Source organism: Pseudovibrio sp. Ad5, assembly GCF_001623095.1.
GTDB lineage: Bacteria > Pseudomonadota > Alphaproteobacteria > Rhizobiales > Stappiaceae > Pseudovibrio.
Genome location: NZ_LMCH01000008.1, coordinates 33,431 through 51,220, shown reverse-complemented (window position 1 = coordinate 51,220; position 17,790 = coordinate 33,431). Strand labels below are relative to the sequence as shown.

The 17,790-nt window shown below is 52.4% G+C and carries 17 protein-coding genes; 6 read left to right on the top strand and 11 right to left on the bottom strand.

Annotated elements, in window-relative coordinates; translation table 11 throughout:
- Positions 1–7: 7 nt before the first annotated feature.
- From deoA to PsAD5_RS05305, 9 genes are all read right to left on the bottom strand, one after another.
- Entirely contained in the window at positions 8–1,324 is a 1,317-nt protein-coding gene (gene deoA / locus PsAD5_RS05345) for a thymidine phosphorylase (protein ID WP_057464185.1), read from the bottom strand.
- A gap of 1 nt (position 1,325) precedes the next feature.
- The gene (deoC, locus tag PsAD5_RS05340) at positions 1,326–2,105 is read right to left on the bottom strand and encodes a deoxyribose-phosphate aldolase (protein WP_057464250.1); all 780 of its coding nucleotides are present in this window, start codon (positions 2,103–2,105) and stop codon (positions 1,326–1,328) included.
- Positions 2,106–2,119: 14 nt separating this feature from the next.
- On the bottom strand, positions 2,120–2,926 hold the full coding sequence (locus PsAD5_RS05335) for a purine-nucleoside phosphorylase (RefSeq protein ID WP_063286755.1): 807 nt from the start codon (positions 2,924–2,926) through the stop codon (positions 2,120–2,122).
- Between the two features lie 2 nt (positions 2,927–2,928).
- Entirely contained in the window at positions 2,929–3,333 is a 405-nt protein-coding gene (gene cdd / locus PsAD5_RS05330) for a cytidine deaminase (RefSeq protein WP_063291339.1), read from the bottom strand.
- Between the two features lie 11 nt (positions 3,334–3,344).
- Entirely contained in the window at positions 3,345–4,313 is a 969-nt protein-coding gene (locus tag PsAD5_RS05325) for an ABC transporter permease (RefSeq protein WP_057464188.1), read from the bottom strand.
- 10 nt (positions 4,314–4,323) lie between these two features.
- Positions 4,324–5,427 carry an ABC transporter permease gene (locus PsAD5_RS05320; RefSeq protein ID WP_063291338.1) on the bottom strand — a complete coding sequence of 368 codons (1,104 nt, stop codon included), beginning with the start codon at positions 5,425–5,427 and terminating at the stop codon, positions 4,324–4,326.
- Positions 5,428–5,488: 61 nt separating this feature from the next.
- Positions 5,489–7,027 carry an ABC transporter ATP-binding protein gene (locus PsAD5_RS05315; protein ID WP_063286845.1) on the bottom strand — a complete coding sequence of 513 codons (1,539 nt, stop codon included), beginning with the start codon at positions 7,025–7,027 and terminating at the stop codon, positions 5,489–5,491.
- Positions 7,028–7,333: 306 nt separating this feature from the next.
- Positions 7,334–8,332 (bottom strand): BMP family lipoprotein, encoded by a 999-nt coding sequence (locus PsAD5_RS05310; protein ID WP_082830530.1) that lies wholly within the window; start codon positions 8,330–8,332, stop codon positions 7,334–7,336.
- Positions 8,333–8,401: 69 nt separating this feature from the next.
- Complete coding sequence (locus tag PsAD5_RS05305) at positions 8,402–9,334, bottom strand: sugar-binding transcriptional regulator (protein ID WP_244271720.1); 933 nt, start codon at positions 9,332–9,334, stop codon at positions 8,402–8,404.
- Between the two features lie 728 nt (positions 9,335–10,062).
- Here PsAD5_RS05305 and PsAD5_RS05300 point away from each other — a divergent pair.
- The 4 genes from PsAD5_RS05300 (at position 10,063) to hrpB (ending at position 15,189) form a co-directional block, all read left to right on the top strand.
- Positions 10,063–10,887, top strand: coding sequence for a DUF1194 domain-containing protein (locus PsAD5_RS05300; protein ID WP_208860247.1), 825 nt, complete (start codon positions 10,063–10,065; stop codon positions 10,885–10,887).
- A 261-nt stretch (positions 10,888–11,148) separates the two neighbouring features.
- On the top strand, positions 11,149–11,577 hold the full coding sequence (locus PsAD5_RS05295) for a methylglyoxal synthase (RefSeq protein WP_063291337.1): 429 nt from the start codon (positions 11,149–11,151) through the stop codon (positions 11,575–11,577).
- 14 nt (positions 11,578–11,591) lie between these two features.
- Entirely contained in the window at positions 11,592–12,635 is a 1,044-nt protein-coding gene (gene glk / locus PsAD5_RS05290; RefSeq protein ID WP_063286752.1) for a glucokinase, read from the top strand.
- A gap of 100 nt (positions 12,636–12,735) precedes the next feature.
- Positions 12,736–15,189 carry an ATP-dependent helicase HrpB gene (gene hrpB / locus PsAD5_RS05285; protein WP_063291336.1) on the top strand — a complete coding sequence of 818 codons (2,454 nt, stop codon included), beginning with the start codon at positions 12,736–12,738 and terminating at the stop codon, positions 15,187–15,189.
- Between the two features lie 53 nt (positions 15,190–15,242).
- Here the strand turns inward: hrpB and bfr are convergent, their stop codons facing one another.
- Together bfr and PsAD5_RS05275 are read right to left on the bottom strand one after the other, a co-directional pair.
- Positions 15,243–15,728 (bottom strand): bacterioferritin, encoded by a 486-nt coding sequence (gene bfr / locus PsAD5_RS05280; RefSeq protein ID WP_054784322.1) that lies wholly within the window; start codon positions 15,726–15,728, stop codon positions 15,243–15,245.
- A 54-nt stretch (positions 15,729–15,782) separates the two neighbouring features.
- Positions 15,783–15,992, bottom strand: a complete 210-nt coding sequence (locus PsAD5_RS05275) for a (2Fe-2S)-binding protein (protein ID WP_063286750.1) — start codon at positions 15,990–15,992, stop codon at positions 15,783–15,785.
- Positions 15,993–16,109: 117 nt separating this feature from the next.
- Here PsAD5_RS05275 and PsAD5_RS05270 point away from each other — a divergent pair, with 117 nt between their 5' ends.
- Together PsAD5_RS05270 and PsAD5_RS05265 are read left to right on the top strand one after the other, a co-directional pair.
- Positions 16,110–16,871, top strand: coding sequence for an SDR family NAD(P)-dependent oxidoreductase (locus PsAD5_RS05270; protein ID WP_063291335.1), 762 nt, complete (start codon positions 16,110–16,112; stop codon positions 16,869–16,871).
- A 165-nt stretch (positions 16,872–17,036) separates the two neighbouring features.
- A complete protein-coding gene (locus PsAD5_RS05265) occupies positions 17,037–17,762 on the top strand; it encodes a hypothetical protein (protein ID WP_208988496.1) in 726 nt (241 codons plus the stop codon).
- The last annotated feature ends 28 nt before the right edge of the window (positions 17,763–17,790 follow it).

The window sequence follows — 17,790 nt, the reverse complement described above, 5'->3', positions numbered from 1 at the left end:
GCGCAGATTAAGGCGCAATACGGTCACGGATTGTGTCGAACTCTTTAACGTCCGCTGCAGAACCAAAGGTGTAAGCATCACGCAGAACTTTCTCTGCACGCTCTACCTGATCTTCGGTGTGTGCGTGGATGACAGCGATTGGAGTTTCGCTGTCCACGGAAGTCCCAACACCAGCGATGTCTGTGAGACCAACAGCAGGATCGATTTCGTCCGCTGCGGCACGACGACCACCACCAAGTTCAACAACTGCGAGACCGACTGCACGTGCATCAACACCAGTCACCAAAGATGCTTCTGGCACATGAATTGCGCGCTGGATCGGAGCCTTTGCAAGGTATGCTTCCGGCTTCTCCATGAAGTCGTTTGGACCGCCGAGTTCGCCGACCATCTTGCCGAAGAGTTCAGCTGCCTTACCAGAGGTGAAGGCTTCTTCCATCTTCTTCTTACCGTCATCAACGCTGTCAGCAAGACCTGAGTTGGCAAGACCTTCTGCACCAATTGCAACGGTCACATCCCACAGACGATTGTCAACGTGGGTGCCTTTCAGGAAGTCTACAGCGTTCTGAACTTCGATCGCGTTACCAGCTGCAGATGCCAGAGACTCGTTCATATCTGTGAGCAATGCGGTGGTTTTAAGACCTGCACCGTTTGCAACAAGAACGAGACTTTCAGCCAGAGCTTTCGCGTCTTCGTAGTTCGCCATGAATGCGCCAGTGCCCCACTTAACGTCGAGAACCAGAGTTTCAAGGCCAGCCGCCAGCTTCTTGGAGAGGATGGACGCGGTGATGAGATCAATGCTCTCAACAGTCGCGGTCACGTCACGGATACCATAGAAGCGCTTGTCAGCAGGTGCGAGGTCGCCAGTCTGGCCGATGATCGCACAACCAACTTCACGAACAACCTTGCGGAACAGTTCGTTGGATGGTTTTGCGGAGTAGCCCGGAATGGTTTCCAGCTTGTCCAGAGTACCGCCGGTATGGCCGAGGCCGCGACCGGAGATCATTGGAACAGCAGCACCGTTTGCAGCAAGTGCAGGCGCAAGCATCAGAGAAACGTTGTCGCCAACACCACCCGTGGAGTGCTTGTCAACGACTGGTGCGCCGATGTCGGACCAGTCAAGAACGTCACCGCTGTCACGCATGCCGAGTGTCAGTGCAACACGCTCGTCAACACTGAGACCCTGAAAGAACACGGCCATTGCCAGAGCAGCAACCTGCCCTTCGGTTACGCTGTTATCAGTGATGCCCTTTACAAAGAACTGAATTTCTTCAGCTGTCAGGACTTCGCCTTCACGTTTCTTACGAACGATTTCTTGAGGAAGCATATCAGTAGGTCTCTTTAGTGTCGTTATCACGGCCTTCGATGCCAGCGAGCACTGCATCAAGCAGGCCACTTGCGCCGAAACGGAACGTTGCTGAGGATACCCAGTTGCTGCCCATCAAGTCGTCAGCCAGTTTCAGGTATTCAGCTGCTTCTTCTACAGTGCGCACACCACCAGCTGGCTTGAAGCCAACAACGCGGTGATCTTCCTTAGAAGTTTCACGCAGTACGTTGAGCATGATTTCCGCAGCTTCGAGAGTTGCGTTGACTTCCACTTTACCTGTTGAGGTTTTGATGAAGTCTGCGCCCTGTGCAATTGCAATTTCAGAAGCCAGGTGGATCAAACGAGGATCCTTCAGCTCACCGGTTTCAAGGATAACCTTGAGCTGTGCTGGAGCAGGAATTGCGCCACGAACCTGTTTGATCTGGTCTTCGGCGAAACCACGACGGCCTTCTGCGAATGCGCGATATGGCATGACGAGATCAACTTCGTCCGCGCCGTCAGCAACAGCCTTTTTGGTTTCTTCGATCACTGCTGCAGTGTCTTCACCACCAGCAGGGAAGTTCACAACAGTCGCGATGCGAACTGGAGAGTTCTTCAGAAGCTCAGCAGCCTGCTTTACAAAGCGAGGCCAGATGCAGATGGCTGCAGTGTGACCGTAAGGTGTAGTTGAGCGCTCAATAAGTGCTGCTACATCTTCTGCAGTGCAGTCATCATTCAGGTTGGTTAGATCGATAAGTCCTAGAGCACGCTTTGCTATTTCTTTTGTTGATGCTTCGGTCATTTTGCCAGTTTCCTTCAAGCCATGTTTTTGAGGAAGGCACGCAAAATCTTTTTGATCTTGGCCGCTCCGAGCGGGGCCATTTCCTTGGTTTCATCATGAGAGAGGCCGTGGGCTTGTAGGCCAGCTCCCATATTGGTGATGGTGGAGATTGCTGCGACGCGCATGCCGAGGAAGCGAGACATAATCACTTCCGGTACGGTGGACATGCCAACGGCATCAGCACCGAGCACCTGAGACATACGAATTTCTGCCGGAGTCTCGAAAGACGGGCCGGAGAACCACATGTAGACGCCCTCTTCGAGGTCTTCACCAGTTTCAGCAGCTGCTTTTTTGAGCTGCTCACGAAGCTCTGGGTCGTATGCGGCGGAAAGATCGAGGAAACGGCTCTCGTCTTCTTCGCCGATGAGCGGGTTCAGACCAGACCAGTTGATGTGGTCATTGATCAGCATTGGAGAACCCGGCTTGATATTTTCACGCAGGGAGCCTGCAGCGTTGGTTGCAACGATTGTGTCACAGCCAAGTGCTTTGAGGGTCTCAAGCGGAGTGCGCATCACGGATGGGTTGCCGCTCTCATAGTAGTGTGCACGACCGGACAAAATAACAACCGGGACACCTTCCAGAGTGCCTGCAACCAGCTCACTTGCGTGCGCGGTAACAGAAGAAACAGGGAAACCGGTGAGACGGTTGTAAGACACGCGAACCGCGTCTTCCACTTCGTCAGCCAGAGAACCCAGACCAGAACCGAGGATCATCCCAACTTTATAATCACCTGGGCGAGCAGCGCGTACAATTTCCGCTGATTCCTTACCAAATCCGCTCATAATCAATCCTCAATCTGTTCATTCAATTCAAAGCCAGCAGGCAGCAGTTCTTCCATGGTGAAGGTTTTACGCAGACCTTCGAGGTTGGCTACATGGATCTTGATCTGCTTGTTGCTTGCAAATTCAGAAAGTTTTTGACGACACCCACCGCATGGTGTGCACAGCGCGGCGTCTGCCAGCACTACAACTTCGTTGATCTTGGTGGAGCCACCGCGGATCATTGCCGCGATTGCTCCGCCTTCAGCACAGGTGCCTTCCGGGTAGGCGCCGTTTTCGACGTTACACCCGGAGACGACTTTGCCATCAGAGGTGAGCAATGCAGCGCCCACCTTGAAGTTGGAGTATGGCGCATAGGCGGTTTCTCGTGCCGCCTTTGCTTCTTCAAAAAGCTTGTCAAATGCGCTCATTATTATTGTCCTTATGTACGCTCTTTAACATATGGGATACCAGATGCTTTCGGTGGGATTGCGCGACCGATAAAGCCGGCAAGAAGAACCACAGTCAGCACGTAAGGCAGAGCCTGGAAGACCTGAACAGGCACTTCACCAATTCCAGGAATTTCCTGGCCCTGAAGACGGATTGCCAATGCATCTAGGAAACCAAAGAGAAGGCAGGTGAACATGGCGTTCACTGGCTTCCACTTTGCAAAGATAAGAGCTGCCAGAGCAATAAAGCCCTTGCCCGCACTCATATCTTTAATAAATCCGGCGCCCTGAGCAACAGACAGGTAAGCACCAGAGAACCCGCAGAGAATACCACAAATGATTGTCGCACGGTAACGTAGCAGTGTTACTGATAGACCTGCTGTATCAGCTGCGGAAGGGTTCTCGCCTACTGCGCGAAGACGCAGACCAAAGCGGGTTCGGAAAATGATCCACCAGGTCAACGGTACGGCAGCGAAAGATGCATAAACCAAAATGTTGTGACCAGAGATCAGATTGGCATAGATCGGACCCAGCACAGGCACGTTTGCCAGAGTGTCGGCGAATGGCAGCGTGAGGCTTTCAAAGCGGGTTGCCGGAGACAAAGCCGGTGTTCGTCCACCTTGAGAGAACCATGCCTGACCCAGCAATACGGTCAAACCAGCTGCAAGGAAGTTGATCGCCACACCGGAAACCACCTGGTTGCCGCGCTGACTGATAGATGCGTAACCGTGCACCAGTGCCAGCATAACGGAAACCATGATACCCGCCAGAAGACCGATCCACGGGCTTTGGAAGACGTAGGCTGCGGCAGCGGCAGCAAAAGCTGCGCCGAGGATCTTACCTTCCAGACCGATATCAACGATACCGGAGCGCTCTGAAAACAGGCCAGCAAGGCACGCAAACAGAAGAGGAGTTGACAGGCGGAATGTGCTGTCGAGAACAAGAATGATTGTGTCTAACATGTCCGTCTCCCTATGCTTCTGCTGTGCTTGATGAGAGGCGATCGAAGAACGCTACAACTGCTGGGCGGAACATATGCTCAAGAGCACCAGCGAAGAGAATAACCAGGGCCTGAATGACCACGATCATGTCGCGTGAGATTGTTGGGATTTCGAACGCCAGCTCTGCGCCGCCCTGATAGAGCAGGCCAAAGAGCATGGAGGCGAGAATAATCCCGATCGGATGCCCTCGTCCCATCAGCGCGACCGCGATACCAACGAAGCCTGCACCACCTGCGAAGTCGAGAAGCAAGCGTGTCTGCTCACCCATCACAACGTTGATGCCCATCAAGCCAGCAAGAGCACCGGAAATCAGCATGGTTACAACGGTAATGCGAACCGGGGAGATACCAGCGTAGGCTGCTGCATCCGGGTTTGCACCGAAGCTGCGGATTTCATAGCCAAGTTTGGTGTGCCAGATCAAAAGCCAAACCACCACGCAAACAGCGAGAGCGAGGAAGAACGCCAGATTCACAGGAGACTGACCGAAGTCGAAGCTTGAGAAGACGTTTCTAAGCAGTGGAAGCTGACCGCCAGCCTCGAAGTTACGAGAGGATGGGGACATCGTACCCTGAGGGATCAGGATGTTAGACAGCAGGTACACCATCAACGCGGATGCGATGAAGTTGAACATGATCGTCGTAATAACGATGTGAGAGCCACGCTTTGCCTGCAGGTAACCCGGAATGAATGCCCAGGCTGCACCGAATACAGCACCACCGATAATCGCGAATGGGAACGTCACCCACCATGGCACAAAGCGGTCCATGGCGAGGCAGACCAGAGCGATACCCAGGCCGCCGACATAGGCCTGACCTTCACCACCAATGTTAAACAGACCAGCGTGGAAAGCGACTGCCACAGCCAGGCCCGTAAAGATAAAGTTGGTTGCGTAGTAGAGGGTATAGCCAAAGCCTTCACCGTAACCCAGCGCGCCCCAGACGAGCCATTTAACGGCTTCGAATGGATCTTCGCCAATTACTACAACGACCAAGCCAGAGATGATAAATGCCGCGAGCAGGTTGAGGGCCGGTAAAACACCGTAGTCAACCCAACGAGGAAGTTGCCCCTTACTCATTTCTGTGTTCCCCCAAATGTCAGGTCAAAGCAAATTTTGTTGTTAAACAGGGAGTTCATGATCATTCTGCTGCCTCTTGATTGACACCAGCCATGAGAAGACCAAGATCCTGCTCTGTTGCTTCTGGCCCGCGTTCACCAACCACGTTGCCATCAAACATGACAATGATGCGGTCGGAGAGTGAACGAATTTCTTCAAGCTCCACGGATACAAGAAGGACAGCTTTGCCCTGTGCGCGCATGTCCATGATCCGGTTGTGGATGTACTCAATGGCACCGATATCAACACCGCGTGTCGGCTGACCGATCAGAAGAACGTCCGGGTTGCACTCAATTTCACGTGCCAGAACGATTTTCTGCTGGTTACCGCCAGAGAACTTTGCAGCTGTCATTTCGGTGGTTGGAGGGCGAATGTCGTACTTCTCGATGCGTTCCTTAGCTTCCTTACGGATTGCATCTTTATTGAGGAACATACCTTTTGAGTACTTCGGTTCGCGATGGTAACCGAGAATGGAGTTCTCATACTCTGCGAACTTGTTGACCAGCCCCATCCGGTGGCGATCTTCAGGTACGTGGCTCATTCCCTTGGTGCGCATTTCAGCTGCATTATGTGCCGCTGAGAGATCCAGCGTCTCGCCTGACAGCTCCATCTTGCCGCTTTCGGCGCGGGTGATGCCGGAAAGAGCTGCGAGGAGTTCAGACTGACCGTTGCCGGAAACGCCTGCGATACCAAGAACTTCACCTGCACGCACTTCGAAGGAAACATCCTTCACGCGCATCACGCCGCGATCATCCCGAACGTTGAGGCCTTCCACTTTGAGGAGAGGCTTGCCAACTTCGACTTCAGGCTTGTCCACTTCCAGAAGAACACTGCGGCCAACCATAAGTTCAGCCAGTTCTTCCATGGAGGTTTGAGCAGTTTTGCGAGAGGCCACCATTTCACCACGACGCATCACGGACACCGTATCGGTTACATCCATGATCTCACGCAGTTTGTGGGTGATCAGCAGAACTGTTTTACCCTGATCGCGCAGTACGCGAAGAATGCGGAAGAGGTGATCTGCCTCAGACGGTGTCAAAACACCAGTCGGCTCATCAAGAATGAGAATGTCTGCGCCGCGGTACAGAGCCTTCAGGATCTCTACTCGCTGCTGCAAACCAACTGGCAACTCACCCACGACTGCGTCCGGGTCAATTGTCATGTCGTATTCGTCTGCCAAACGCTTAAGTTCGCGACGTGCGTTTGCTACACCATCTTTCAACAGTGCGCCGCCCTCAGCGCCAAGAATAACGTTTTCTAGAACTGTGAATGGATCGACGAGCATAAAATGCTGGTGCACCATACCGATGCCCTGCGCAATCGCGCTCTTCGAATCAGGAATAGTGGTTGTCTTGTCATCGATCTTAATTGTTCCGCTATCGGCATGGTAAAAACCGTAGAGGATCGACATCAAGGTGGATTTGCCCGCTCCGTTCTCCCCAATGATGCCGTGAATGGACCCTTTTCCTACAACAAGGTCAATGTCCTTGTTTGCTTGAACAGGCCCAAAACTTTTACTAACGCCAATTAACTCGATGGCAGGTACATTGCTTTCAGCCACTGTTGCCCGGCCTTTCTGGTCTATCAAATCAATAACTTGCGCATCAATCTCGTTCTTGCTTTCGAAGTACACCGTTTCAAAAGCGTTGCCCCACCCCCAGGAGAAGCAGAGAACAGATCCCAATGCAGTTATCCTCGTTTCCCCTTCAACCTTCGCTCCCAAAGGCTGAAAACTCTACTCGGGCTACAGGGGCGCAAGTCCCTCATAAATCCCTTCAAGACCGAAAGTCTGGAAGGAGTGGTCGTTCCGAAGAACCACCGTAAGCGAAAATGCCCACACCAGATAGTGCGGGCACTTTCCATTAGATTAGAACGGACAGGTAGAATCCACCATGTAATCGTGAACTTCTACTTTGCCAGAAATAATATCCATCTTTGCCTGTTCAACTGCAGACTGCATTTCTGCTGTGATGAGAGGCTTGTTATACTCGTCGTAAGACCAGGAAACACCATTCTCAGCAAGGCCGAGAACTTCAACACCTGAAGTCCACTTGCCTTCTTTAGCATCTGTCAGCGTCTTATCGACAGCAACATCTACTGCTTTGATCATGGAAGTCAGAACAGAACCAGGATGCAGGTGGTTCTGGTTGGAATCCACACCGATACCCAGCTTGCCTTCATCTGCAGCTGCCTGAAGAACGCCAGTGCCGGTCAAGCCTGCTGCGTGGAACACAACATCTGCGCCACGCGCGAACTGTGAACGAGCAAGTTCACCACCCTTGAGTGGGTCAGTCCATGCTGCGCCGGTGGTTCCGGTCATGTTTTCGATAATTTCAATGTCAGGCTTCGCGTATTTCGCGCCCTGCTTGTAACCACATGCAAACTTGCGGATCAGCGGAATGTCCATACCGCCAACAAAACCAATGGTGTCGGATTCAGTTGACATTGCAGCCAGAAGACCAACGAGGAATGAACCTTCACCTTCTTTGAAGACGATGGAACGTACGTTTGGCAGGTCTACAACGGAATCAACGATTGCGAAGTGCGTGTCAGGAAATTCCTTAGCAACTTTCTCCAGTGCAGCTGCCTGAGCGAAGCCAATCGTGATGATTGGATCGAGACCACGTCGCGCGAAGTTACGCAGAGCCTGTTCACGCTGAGATGGATTCTGGATCTCAAAATCGCGGAACTTGATGCCTGTGCGTTCTTCGAACTGCAACGCGCCTTTGTAAGCTGCTTCATTGAAAGACCGGTCATTACGACCGCCGAAATCATAAACGACTGCGGGCTTGAAAGTTTCTGCCATAGCTCCAGTCGTCATGACTGCTGCTAAAGCAACTGCACCGAGGATTGTTGTGGTTTTCACGGTTTCTTCCTTATTATATCTTCCCGTAGAGCGGAAAGGACTCTCCCTTAAGAAGAACAGACTCCCAACTTATGTCGTTGCTTCGAGCTCGTTCTCTTTCAGCAGGCCAGCGAGTTCTCTGGCCAAAACCTCATCGATGATCAGATCCTTGATGATGCCGGTCGCCAATGCTGCCAGTGTTGCTTTCGCCTTGCGGTAACCGCCAACGATCGCGACAACATGCGCCTTGCGGACGTCATCAAAGTGCAAACCAACTGCTTTTTCGTTTAGAGAACAGGCTACTTCGTTGCCGTCAATGTCGACAAAGCGGCCCATCACGTCAGAACAAGCGCCACTTTCCAGCAGTTCTTCACGTTCTTCAGAGGTAATCAGCTTGCGTTGTACAAGGTGGCCTTCCTTCTCAACGGACCCGATGCCGATGATGAAGAGTTCTGCGGCCTTAGCTCTTGCGAGCAGCTCCTGAACAGCGCCCTGAGAGACAAAGGTGTCTCTTTCTGCTTTGGTTTCAGCAATATAAGGAACAGGAAGATAGAAACCTTCACCGCCCGTCTTCGCACATAGCTGCTGCACAACATCATACGGGTTGGCAGAAAGACGACGGGTGAGCGAGCCGGATACGGACAGCAGCTCAAGCTCAGGAAGGTGAACACGAGGCATTGCCTCGATGGTGGACTGGAGCGTGCGCCCCATGCCTACACCAATGCGCTTAGGTGGATTCGTTGTAAAAAGTGAATGAAGGTATTGGCCAGCAAAAGATGAAACTGCCGTGAAAGAGTCTGTTTCGTCACCGCTGCCAAGATCCGGAGCAATAAAGCAATTTTCCAGATTCATTCGCTTACAGAGAAATTGTTCTAATTCAACGCATTCAGAAGGCCGGGCTTCGATATGAAATTTTATCAAGCCTTCTTTTTGAGCATGTGCTATTAGGCGATGAACTTTTGCAGGGGAAACCCCAAGGCGGCCAGCAATCTCTCCCTGAGTGCTTCGGCCAATGAAAGACATCCAAGCGGCCCTAATGGCCAAAGATGTGGTCCATTCGTCTGCCTTCATGGTCTAGCCTCTTATATTCCTATATGGCTTTCTGGAAATACCTCCAGAATCCATTCCCAATTTTCCTACCGAAATGCTCAGTTTCAGAGCTTCTGAGCACTCCCCCAAATCAGAGAAGAATATTTCTTCACCACGTGAGAAATATTTCAAACACACATTTGCATTAGGTGAAACGGAAGGTCAAGGAAATAAACTGCGCGATTTGCAGAATCTTATTGCTAGCTAACTAAACCACTGTTTTTGCCATACTAATAAAATCAAATAGTTTCAATTCAAGTACTTGCGGAAATTACTTAGGTTACGACTCACGCCTCAGGTCAAATTTGCAAAGCGATCATGAAGAAATTAATCAACTTTATGTAACATTTGATCAACTCTCAATATTTGTAAAATAAACAAAATATTTTCAACGCACTAACTGGCACAACATTTGTCGCCGCAAAATCTTCAGATTGCGTTTACTGGCAAATCAAACAGTTATTTTCCGCAGAGCCAGCTTAATACAACCCTATATATATCAATGCTAGTGAATGGTCTTCCACATTCATGGATGACCGTGGGAATACTATGGATGTAACCTGTTTTCGTTAGCTCAGTGCCGATTGCAGCAAAACAAAAAAATTGAGGCGGGGAGGTCCGTGACCGGGACACCTTGAACCTTGCAAAAAAGGAGGCTGAAAATGCGGCCCATGTGCACAAAACCCCTCACTGCGATTGCGGGCGCATTCGCACTTGGTGGTTTCTTGTTTTCTACCCCCATTCTGGCAACTTCCAATACTCATGCATCTTTGAACTTCGATATGTCCAAGGAGGTCGACCTTGAACTGGTTCTGGCCGTGGACATTTCTCAAAGCATGGACCCAGAGGAACAGCGCATTCAAAGAGAAGGGTATGTTGCGGCACTGACATCTGACGAGGTGCTTGATGCGATCAAATACGGCCCCATCGGTCGCATTGCTGTTGCCTACATGGAGTGGGGCGGCAAAGACGAGCACTTTGTTGTTGCGGACTGGACCATTATTTCGGACGAGGCAACTGCGGGTAAGTTTGCAGGCAAGATTGCCGAAGCCCCCTTGCGCCGGGTGCAGCGCACTTCCATCTCCTCCGCGCTGACGCAGGCGGTCAATCTGGTCATCGCGAACGAATACAACGGCATGCGTCAGGTCATCGATATCTCCGGCGATGGTCCGAACAATCAGGGCAGTGCTGTCACCGAAGCGCGTGATGCTGCGATCGCGCAGGGTATGACAGTCAACGGCCTGCCTTTGATGCTGAAGGAAGAGAGCATTTCGTGGCAATCCATGCTGCATCTGGACCATTACTATGAAGACTGTGTCATTGGTGGACCTGGGGCATTTTCGATTCCAGTCCGCTCCAAGGAAGGCTTCAGTGATGCCATCCGCATGAAACTTGTGCTGGAGATTGCCGGTCTTGTTGATGACAAACCCAAATTCATCCGCGCCAAGTCACGCAGAGATATGGTCATGTGCTCTTTATTCGACTGATGCTGCGATCTCCGAAAAGTTTCGGAAACCTGTGTATGACCTGCTGCCGTTTGTCGCCGCTCAAATATCAGGCACAAACGGCGCAAGTTGACTCTTTCAAAGCCTGTCAAGACGCGCTAAAGGATAAGTAATCCCAAGAGACTTAGAGCATGCCGTGCACAGTTTCAGGCAAGCTCTAAGTTTTTGTTTCTGCGTGTCCCTCTCCGAAAAACGGAACCACCTTTCAGGGATGCGCTCCAGCGACGTGTTGACGGAGCCCAAATGACCGAGCGTAGAACTCTCGCCCTTATCGCCCACGATGCCAAAAAAGACGAAATGGTCGCGTTTGCCAAATTGCACGAAAGCAAACTCGCTGACTATAAGCTCTTTGCGACGGGGACAACGGGTGGCCGTATTCAGGAGGCATGTCCATCTCTGGATGTACAACGCATGAAAAGCGGCCCGCTTGGTGGTGACCAGCAGATTGGCGCAATGATTGCTGACCGCGCTCTGGATGGTCTTTTCTTCTTCGTCGATCCCCTCTCCCCAATGCCGCATGATGTGGATGTGAAAGCATTGATGCGTCTGGCGTTGGTCTACGATATTCCAATGGCGTTGAACCGCAGTACAGCAGACATCATTTTGCGCTCTGCACGCCTGGCGGGGCTTTCCACTTCCTCGCAAACACCAGAAATTTCCAGCCAACAATAAAGTCAAACTTATAAATGCTGCACTCTGCTCCGCTTACAAGAAACCTACCCTACCCGGTCCTTGTCGCTGACATCGGCGGCACGAATGCTCGCTTTGCGCTTATCGAAGGCCCCAATGAGCCTACCAAGCTTTGTGGTCAGGAAGGTACGAAGGCGCATGCAACCATTCAGGATGCCATTCGCGCCGGAGTTCTGGAACAAGGCTACGCTGCACCTCGGTCTGCGGTGCTGGCTGTTGCTGCTCCCGTTTCCAGCGACCGGATTGCCCTGACCAATGCAAGTTGGGTGATTGAGCCTCCCGCTCTCATCAAAGAGCTTGGTCTGGAACAGGTGGTTCTTCTCAACGACTTTGAGGCACAGGCGCTTGCCTTGCCATCCCTTTCCCCAGTCGATCTGGATCAGGTGGGCGGCGGCGTGGCTGAGCAGAACGCGACCAAGTTTGTTGTTGGTCCGGGTACTGGCCTTGGTGCTGGTGCGATGATCCGCTCCTGCGGAAAGTGGATTCCGGTTCCCGGCGAAGGCGGCCATGTTGAGCTTGGCCCGTTGAGTGAGGAAGAATACCGCATCTGGCCGTATATCGAGCGCATTGGCGGGCGTGTTGGTGCCGAGCAGGTTGTCTGTGGTGCCGGCCTTGTGCGCCTTGCTAAGGCTGTGCTGCAGGCTGATGGGGTGCATCGTACCTATGAGAAGCCATCGGATGTGCCTTTGGCGGCAGATGATGGTGATGAGGTTGCGCAGAAAGTGCTGCGCTTGTTCAGTGCTGCACTTGGCCGTGTTGCGGGGGATTTCGCAATCACCAATCTTGCGCGCGGCGGTGTGTATCTGGCGGGCGGCATTCCGCCGAAGATCTCGCATTGGCTGCATGGTGGTGAGTTTCGGGCTGCTTTTGAGGCCAAAGCTCCGCATGAAGGCATCATGAAGTCTATTCCGACTTACATCATCACGCACAAAAGCCCTGCCCTTGAAGGCCTCGCGGCTTATACCCGTGCACCTGATGAGTATCTTGTGGACCTGACGGGCCGTAGCTGGCACCGCAAGGACGCCAAGACAGCAGATTAGCCTTGTGCTTAAATTCCAAATTGACTGGAAGCAGCTTTGCATAGATTAAGGTCTGTGGAGCTGCTTCCTCTTTTTTGACGCCTACTTTTTCGCGGAGCCCATGACGTCTTCCTCTTTGCCAATCGAAGCGATCCTGCCGGACTTGCTCTCTGCTCTTGAGCAAAACACCAATGCGGTTCTTGTTGCCGAGCCGGGTGCGGGTAAGACGACCCGTGTGCCGCTCGCCCTGCTGGATGCTCCATGGCGAGACGATGGTAAGATCCTCGTGCTGGAGCCTCGGCGCCTTGCAGCACGTGCTGCTGCGCGACGAATGGCGCATACGCTGGGTGAGAGCGTTGGCGAGACAGTTGGTTACCGCGTACGTATGGACAGCAAGGTTTCAGGCAAAACACGCATTGAGGTGGTGACGGAAGGTGTCTTCACCCGCATGATCCTTGATGATCCTGAGCTTTCCGGTGTGGCTGCAGTTCTCTTTGATGAATACCACGAGCGCTCCATGGACGGAGACCTTGGGCTGGCGCTTGCTTTGGATGTTCAGGAAGCGTTGCGCGATGACCTGCGCATTGTGCCGATGTCCGCGACGCTGGATGCGGCTGAAGTTTCCAAGCTTTTGGATGATGCACCAATCCTGAAGAGTGAAGGCCGGCAGTATCCGGTTGAGACGCGCTACATTGGCCGCGATCCGCGTGGAAGGCTGGAAGATCAGGTGGCGCGGGCTGTTCGTTCAGCATTAGCTGAAGAGACAGGCTCTGTGCTTGTATTCCTTCCAGGTCAGGGTGAGATCAAGCGCACGCAATCCTTGCTGGAAGGACGCGTTGCTGCTGATGTGAGCATTGCTCCTCTTTATGGCGCTTTGGATAGTAAAGCGCAGGATCTGGCTGTTCGTCCTGCCAAGCCCGGTCAGCGAAAAGTGGTGCTGACCACGGCCATTGCACAGACTTCCCTGACCATTGAGGGCGTGCGAATTGTGATTGATGCGGGTCTTTCTCGTGTGCCGCGTTATGATCCGCAGACAGGACTGACACGTCTTGAGACCGTGAAGGTTTCTCGTGCGACAGCGGAACAGCGCAAGGGGCGCGCGGGCCGTGTGGAATCGGGCATTTGTTATCGACTTTGGGAAGAAGCGCAGACGAAGGCCCTTCCTGCTGCTGAAAAGCCAGAGATTTTGGAGAGTGATCTTTCCGGACTTGTGCTTGATGTCGCCAATTGGGGTGTTTCTGATCCCGCTCAGCTGAAGTTCATGACACCGCCGCCTGCTGCTGCCTGGTCTGAGGCTAAAGAGCTGCTGGAAGAGCTCGACGCGCTGGATGCAGATGGCGGACTGACCAAAGCTGGGCGTGACCTTGCCGGACTGCCGCTGCACCCCCGTCTCGGGCACATGCTGGTGCAAGCCTCGCAAGAGGGACAGGCCGAGCTGGCATCGCTGGTTGCCGTGATTATTGGTGAACATGGTTTAGGCGGTCGATCGACTGACCTGCGAGATCGTTTGCGCCGATTGATGCAAGACCAGAGTCCACGAGGCAAAGAGGCACGAGCGCAGGCCAAGCGTTGGGTGAAGCTTGTTGGCGGACGCTCCTCTGAGCGTGCTAACTTTGAAGATGCCGGTGATATTCTGAGCCTTGCTTATCCTGACCGCATCGCACAGCAACGTGGTGCCCGGGGCAGCTTCCGCCTTGCCAATGGGCGTGGTGCACAGCTGGAAGAGAGCGAGGCGCTTTATGCCGAGAAATTTCTGAGTATTGCTGAAGTGACCGGTACAGCAGCTCGCGCACGCATTTTGCTGGCTGCACCGCTTTCCTTCAATGAACTCGAAGCCCGCTTTGCCTCTCACATCCGAGAGAAGGAACAGGTCCAGCTGATGCCAGATGGCGCCATCAAGGCGGTCCGGCAGCGGGTCCTTGGCAAACTGGTGCTGAACGAGAAAAAAATCTCTGATCCCGATCCAGAAGCGATTGTTGATGCACTGCTTGACCAGATTGCCCGTAAAGGTGCGACCCGTCTGCCATGGAGCAAGGATCAGTTACGCTATCGCGGACGGGTGACTTATCTGCGCGAGACGGCAGGTAAGGAATGGCCGGATTTGAGTGACAAGGCTCTGAGTACAGACTTTGAGTGGCTGCGTCCGTTTCTGGCAGGGAAGACGGCGCTGTCTCAAGTGAGTGCGGGCACATTGGGCGATGCGCTTGCAACGCTGGTTCCATGGGAGTTGAGTTCAGAACTTGAAACTCTTGCCCCCTCACACTTTGTCGTGCCCACGGGATCGCGCATTCCGGTTGATTATGATGGCGAGCAAGGGCCGATGCTTTCCGTTCGGGTGCAGGAGTTGTTTGGCCTTGCGGAGCACCCAAGCATTTGCGGTGGGAAGGTTCAGCTGGTGTTGCAACTGCTTTCCCCTGCTCAGCGGCCTATTCAGATCACCAGGGACCTACCTGGGTTCTGGCAAGGGTCCTGGGCGGATGTGAAGGCTGATATGAAGGGGCAGTACCCAAAACACCCGTGGCCGGATAATCCGCTGGATGCAGAAGCTACGCGCCGGGTAAAACCGCGCAAATAAAAAGCCGAAGAGCATAACGCTCTCCGGCCTTCTAAAACTCGTAGATGAAAAGCTTATTCGCCTTCGTTTGCAGGAGTTGCCTGCAGCAGGCCGTAGCGCTCGACGCCAATCTTTTCCAGAAGTTCCAGCTGGGTTTCGAGGAAGTCGATGTGACCTTCTTCGTCTGCCATCAGGTCTTCAAAAAGCTTCATGGTGACGTAATCACCTTCGTCACGGCAAACTTCGCGTGCTTCTTTGTAAAGAGCACGAGCGGAGTATTCACCTGCCAGATCGCATTCAAGGCATTCCTTGAGGTCCTGACCGATGCGCAGCGGATCGAGTGTCTGCAGATTCGGGTGACCTTCGAGGAAAATGATACGCTCGATCAGTTTATCGGCGTGTTCCATTTCCTCAATGGATTCTTCACGTTCTTTTTTTGCAAGCTTTGTGAAGCCCCAGTCTTCAAGGAGACGGTAGTGCAGCCAGTATTGATTTACTGCGGTCAGCTCGTGGCGTAGAGCCTTGTTGAGATATTCCAGTACTTTAGGTTCACCCTTCATGTCACTCTCTCCTTGACAAATTGAGGTATTGACCTTTTTTAGAATAATTCCAAGTTACTGTCCAGAGTCATCTTTAACTTGTTCAGCCTCAGCGTATACAACTTCGATGATGCTTTTAAAGCAACCACCACATTTTGGCCTGTACCCAAGGTGACGAAATACCGCGCCCGGAGTGGGGACTCCCCCCTCAGGATTCTCGCAAAGCTCACGTGCAGCTTGTTTTATTTGTTTGTCATTAATGACGTTGCAGTGACAAATGATCATTGTTGGTTGCTTTCGGGCTCCCAATTTCGCTTGCAAAGCATTATATAAACAGTAGATCTTTTAAAACTAGAGAATAATACTCCAGTTTCCTGCAGTCCTATCACGAGCAAAGCCCCTATGAACACCAACCAAACGACGAAGGATCTCCGCAAGACAATCGTCTTAACGGGCGCAAGCCGTGGAATCGGCCACGCAACCGTAAAGAAATTTTCTTCAGCGGGTTATCGGGTCATTAGCTGTTCCAGACAACCATTTTCTGACAAATGCCCTTGGCCATCCGGGCCGGAAGACCACATTGAAGTGGACTTGGGTGATGCAGATAATCTGGAAAACGCCGTTCTCCAGATCAAAGAGCGTCTGAAAGACAACGGCTCCATGCTTCATGCCCTTGTCAACAATGCGGGTATCAGCCCGAAAGACGAGGAAGGCCAACGCCTCGATTCCCTGACAACCCCAATGCAAACATGGCGAGATGTGTTTCAGGTAAACTTCTTCGCGCCAATTATGCTGGCTCGCGGTTTGTTTGATGAGCTGAGGGCTGCGAGAGGCTCTGTCGTTAACGTCACGTCCATCGCCGGGAGCCGTGTGCATCCGTTTGCGGGAACAGCTTATGCCACTTCCAAGGCGGCTCTTGCTTCCCTCACGCGCGAGATGGCTGCTGACTTTGGGCCGCATGGCGTTCGTGTGAATGCGATTGCTCCGGGTGAAATCGATACTTCGATTCTCTCACCTGGTACCGAGAAAATCGTCGAGACCATTCCGATGCGCCGTTTGGGCAGCACCACAGAAGTGGCAGACACCATCTACTTCCTGTGCTCTGCTCCATCTTCTTACGTGACAGGTGCGGAAATACATATCAACGGCGGTCAGCACGTATAAACGCGTTCTTATGTGAAACGTGAAAGGGGCGCTTTGGGCGCCCTTTTTTGTTGCCAGCATGCGTGCTGAAGGGCGTCAATTATTGGCAATATTTCTTAGCTCTTTTTTATGGATCCTCTGATTTAATTAGCTGGTTGCATCAAGAAGTGTTGGGGGATCAAACACATGCCAGCAGTCAACTTAAAAAGGGTGCCTGTCGTTCTGTACGGTATGGTGTTTCTGATCGTGCTGCTCGGCATTGTTCAACAGGTGTTCGTTGACACCATTGGTGTTGAAACCCCTTTGAAAGACCTGCGGCATATTTCTCTCGATGAAGAACTCAACCTCGGCGCATGGTTCTCTTCTATGGTGATGGTCTGTATTGCTGGTCTAACTGCTGTGATCGGCATCATTGAACGACATTCCAAGAAACCACAAAACTGGCCCTACTGGTTGGTGCTCGCCTTTGGTTTTCTCTATATGTCTGTTGATGAGAACATCGCAATCCATGAAGTCACAATCGATCCGCTACGCAATGCGTTTGACCTGAGTGGTGCCTTTTACTTTGCATGGGTTCTGCCTGCTGTGGTTCTGGTTGGAACGCTAGGCCTCGTTTATCTGCGCTTTCTCATAAGGTTACCGCGACGGTTCGCTGTTCTGTTTGTTGTGTCAGGCAGCGTTTATCTTGCAGGCGCGATTGGCTTTGAGATGCTGGGAGCCATGTTTGCTGGCAGCGAAGGCTATGATGCGCTTGGCTACAAGATCTTCTACATTTTGGAAGAGACGTTTGAACTGGTTGGCCTAACGACCTTTCTCTCTGCTCTGCTTGCCTATCTGGGTAAAGTTCACCAGTACGCAGCGATTACATTCCAGCGGGCGATCCAGGCTGGTTATGTAAAAGCAGGGGAATGAGGAGAAGGGACAAAGCCCCTTCTCTCAA

Excerpts from the sequence above, each read along its gene's own strand:
- deoA (WP_057464185.1), bottom strand. The coding sequence starts at position 1,324 with ATGCTTCCTCAAGAAATCGTTCGTAAGAAACGTGAAGGCGAAGTCCTG.
- deoC (WP_057464250.1), bottom strand. The coding sequence starts at position 2,105 with ATGACCGAAGCATCAACAAAAGAAATAGCAAAGCGTGCTCTAGGACTT.
- PsAD5_RS05335 (WP_063286755.1), bottom strand. The coding sequence starts at position 2,926 with ATGAGCGGATTTGGTAAGGAATCAGCGGAAATTGTACGCGCTGCTCGC.
- cdd (WP_063291339.1), bottom strand. The coding sequence starts at position 3,333 with ATGAGCGCATTTGACAAGCTTTTTGAAGAAGCAAAGGCGGCACGAGAA.
- PsAD5_RS05325 (WP_057464188.1), bottom strand. The coding sequence starts at position 4,313 with ATGTTAGACACAATCATTCTTGTTCTCGACAGCACATTCCGCCTGTCA.
- PsAD5_RS05320 (WP_063291338.1), bottom strand. The coding sequence starts at position 5,427 with ATGAGTAAGGGGCAACTTCCTCGTTGGGTTGACTACGGTGTTTTACCG.
- PsAD5_RS05305 (WP_244271720.1), bottom strand. The coding sequence starts at position 9,334 with ATGTCTTTCATTGGCCGAAGCACTCAGGGAGAGATTGCTGGCCGCCTT.
- PsAD5_RS05300 (WP_208860247.1), top strand. The coding sequence starts at position 10,063 with ATGCGGCCCATGTGCACAAAACCCCTCACTGCGATTGCGGGCGCATTC.
- PsAD5_RS05295 (WP_063291337.1), top strand. The coding sequence starts at position 11,149 with ATGACCGAGCGTAGAACTCTCGCCCTTATCGCCCACGATGCCAAAAAA.
- glk (WP_063286752.1), top strand. The coding sequence starts at position 11,592 with ATGCTGCACTCTGCTCCGCTTACAAGAAACCTACCCTACCCGGTCCTT.
- hrpB (WP_063291336.1), top strand. The coding sequence starts at position 12,736 with ATGACGTCTTCCTCTTTGCCAATCGAAGCGATCCTGCCGGACTTGCTC.
- bfr (WP_054784322.1), bottom strand. The coding sequence starts at position 15,728 with ATGAAGGGTGAACCTAAAGTACTGGAATATCTCAACAAGGCTCTACGC.
- PsAD5_RS05275 (WP_063286750.1), bottom strand. The coding sequence starts at position 15,992 with ATGATCATTTGTCACTGCAACGTCATTAATGACAAACAAATAAAACAA.
- PsAD5_RS05270 (WP_063291335.1), top strand. The coding sequence starts at position 16,110 with ATGAACACCAACCAAACGACGAAGGATCTCCGCAAGACAATCGTCTTA.
- PsAD5_RS05265 (WP_208988496.1), top strand. The coding sequence starts at position 17,037 with ATGCCAGCAGTCAACTTAAAAAGGGTGCCTGTCGTTCTGTACGGTATG.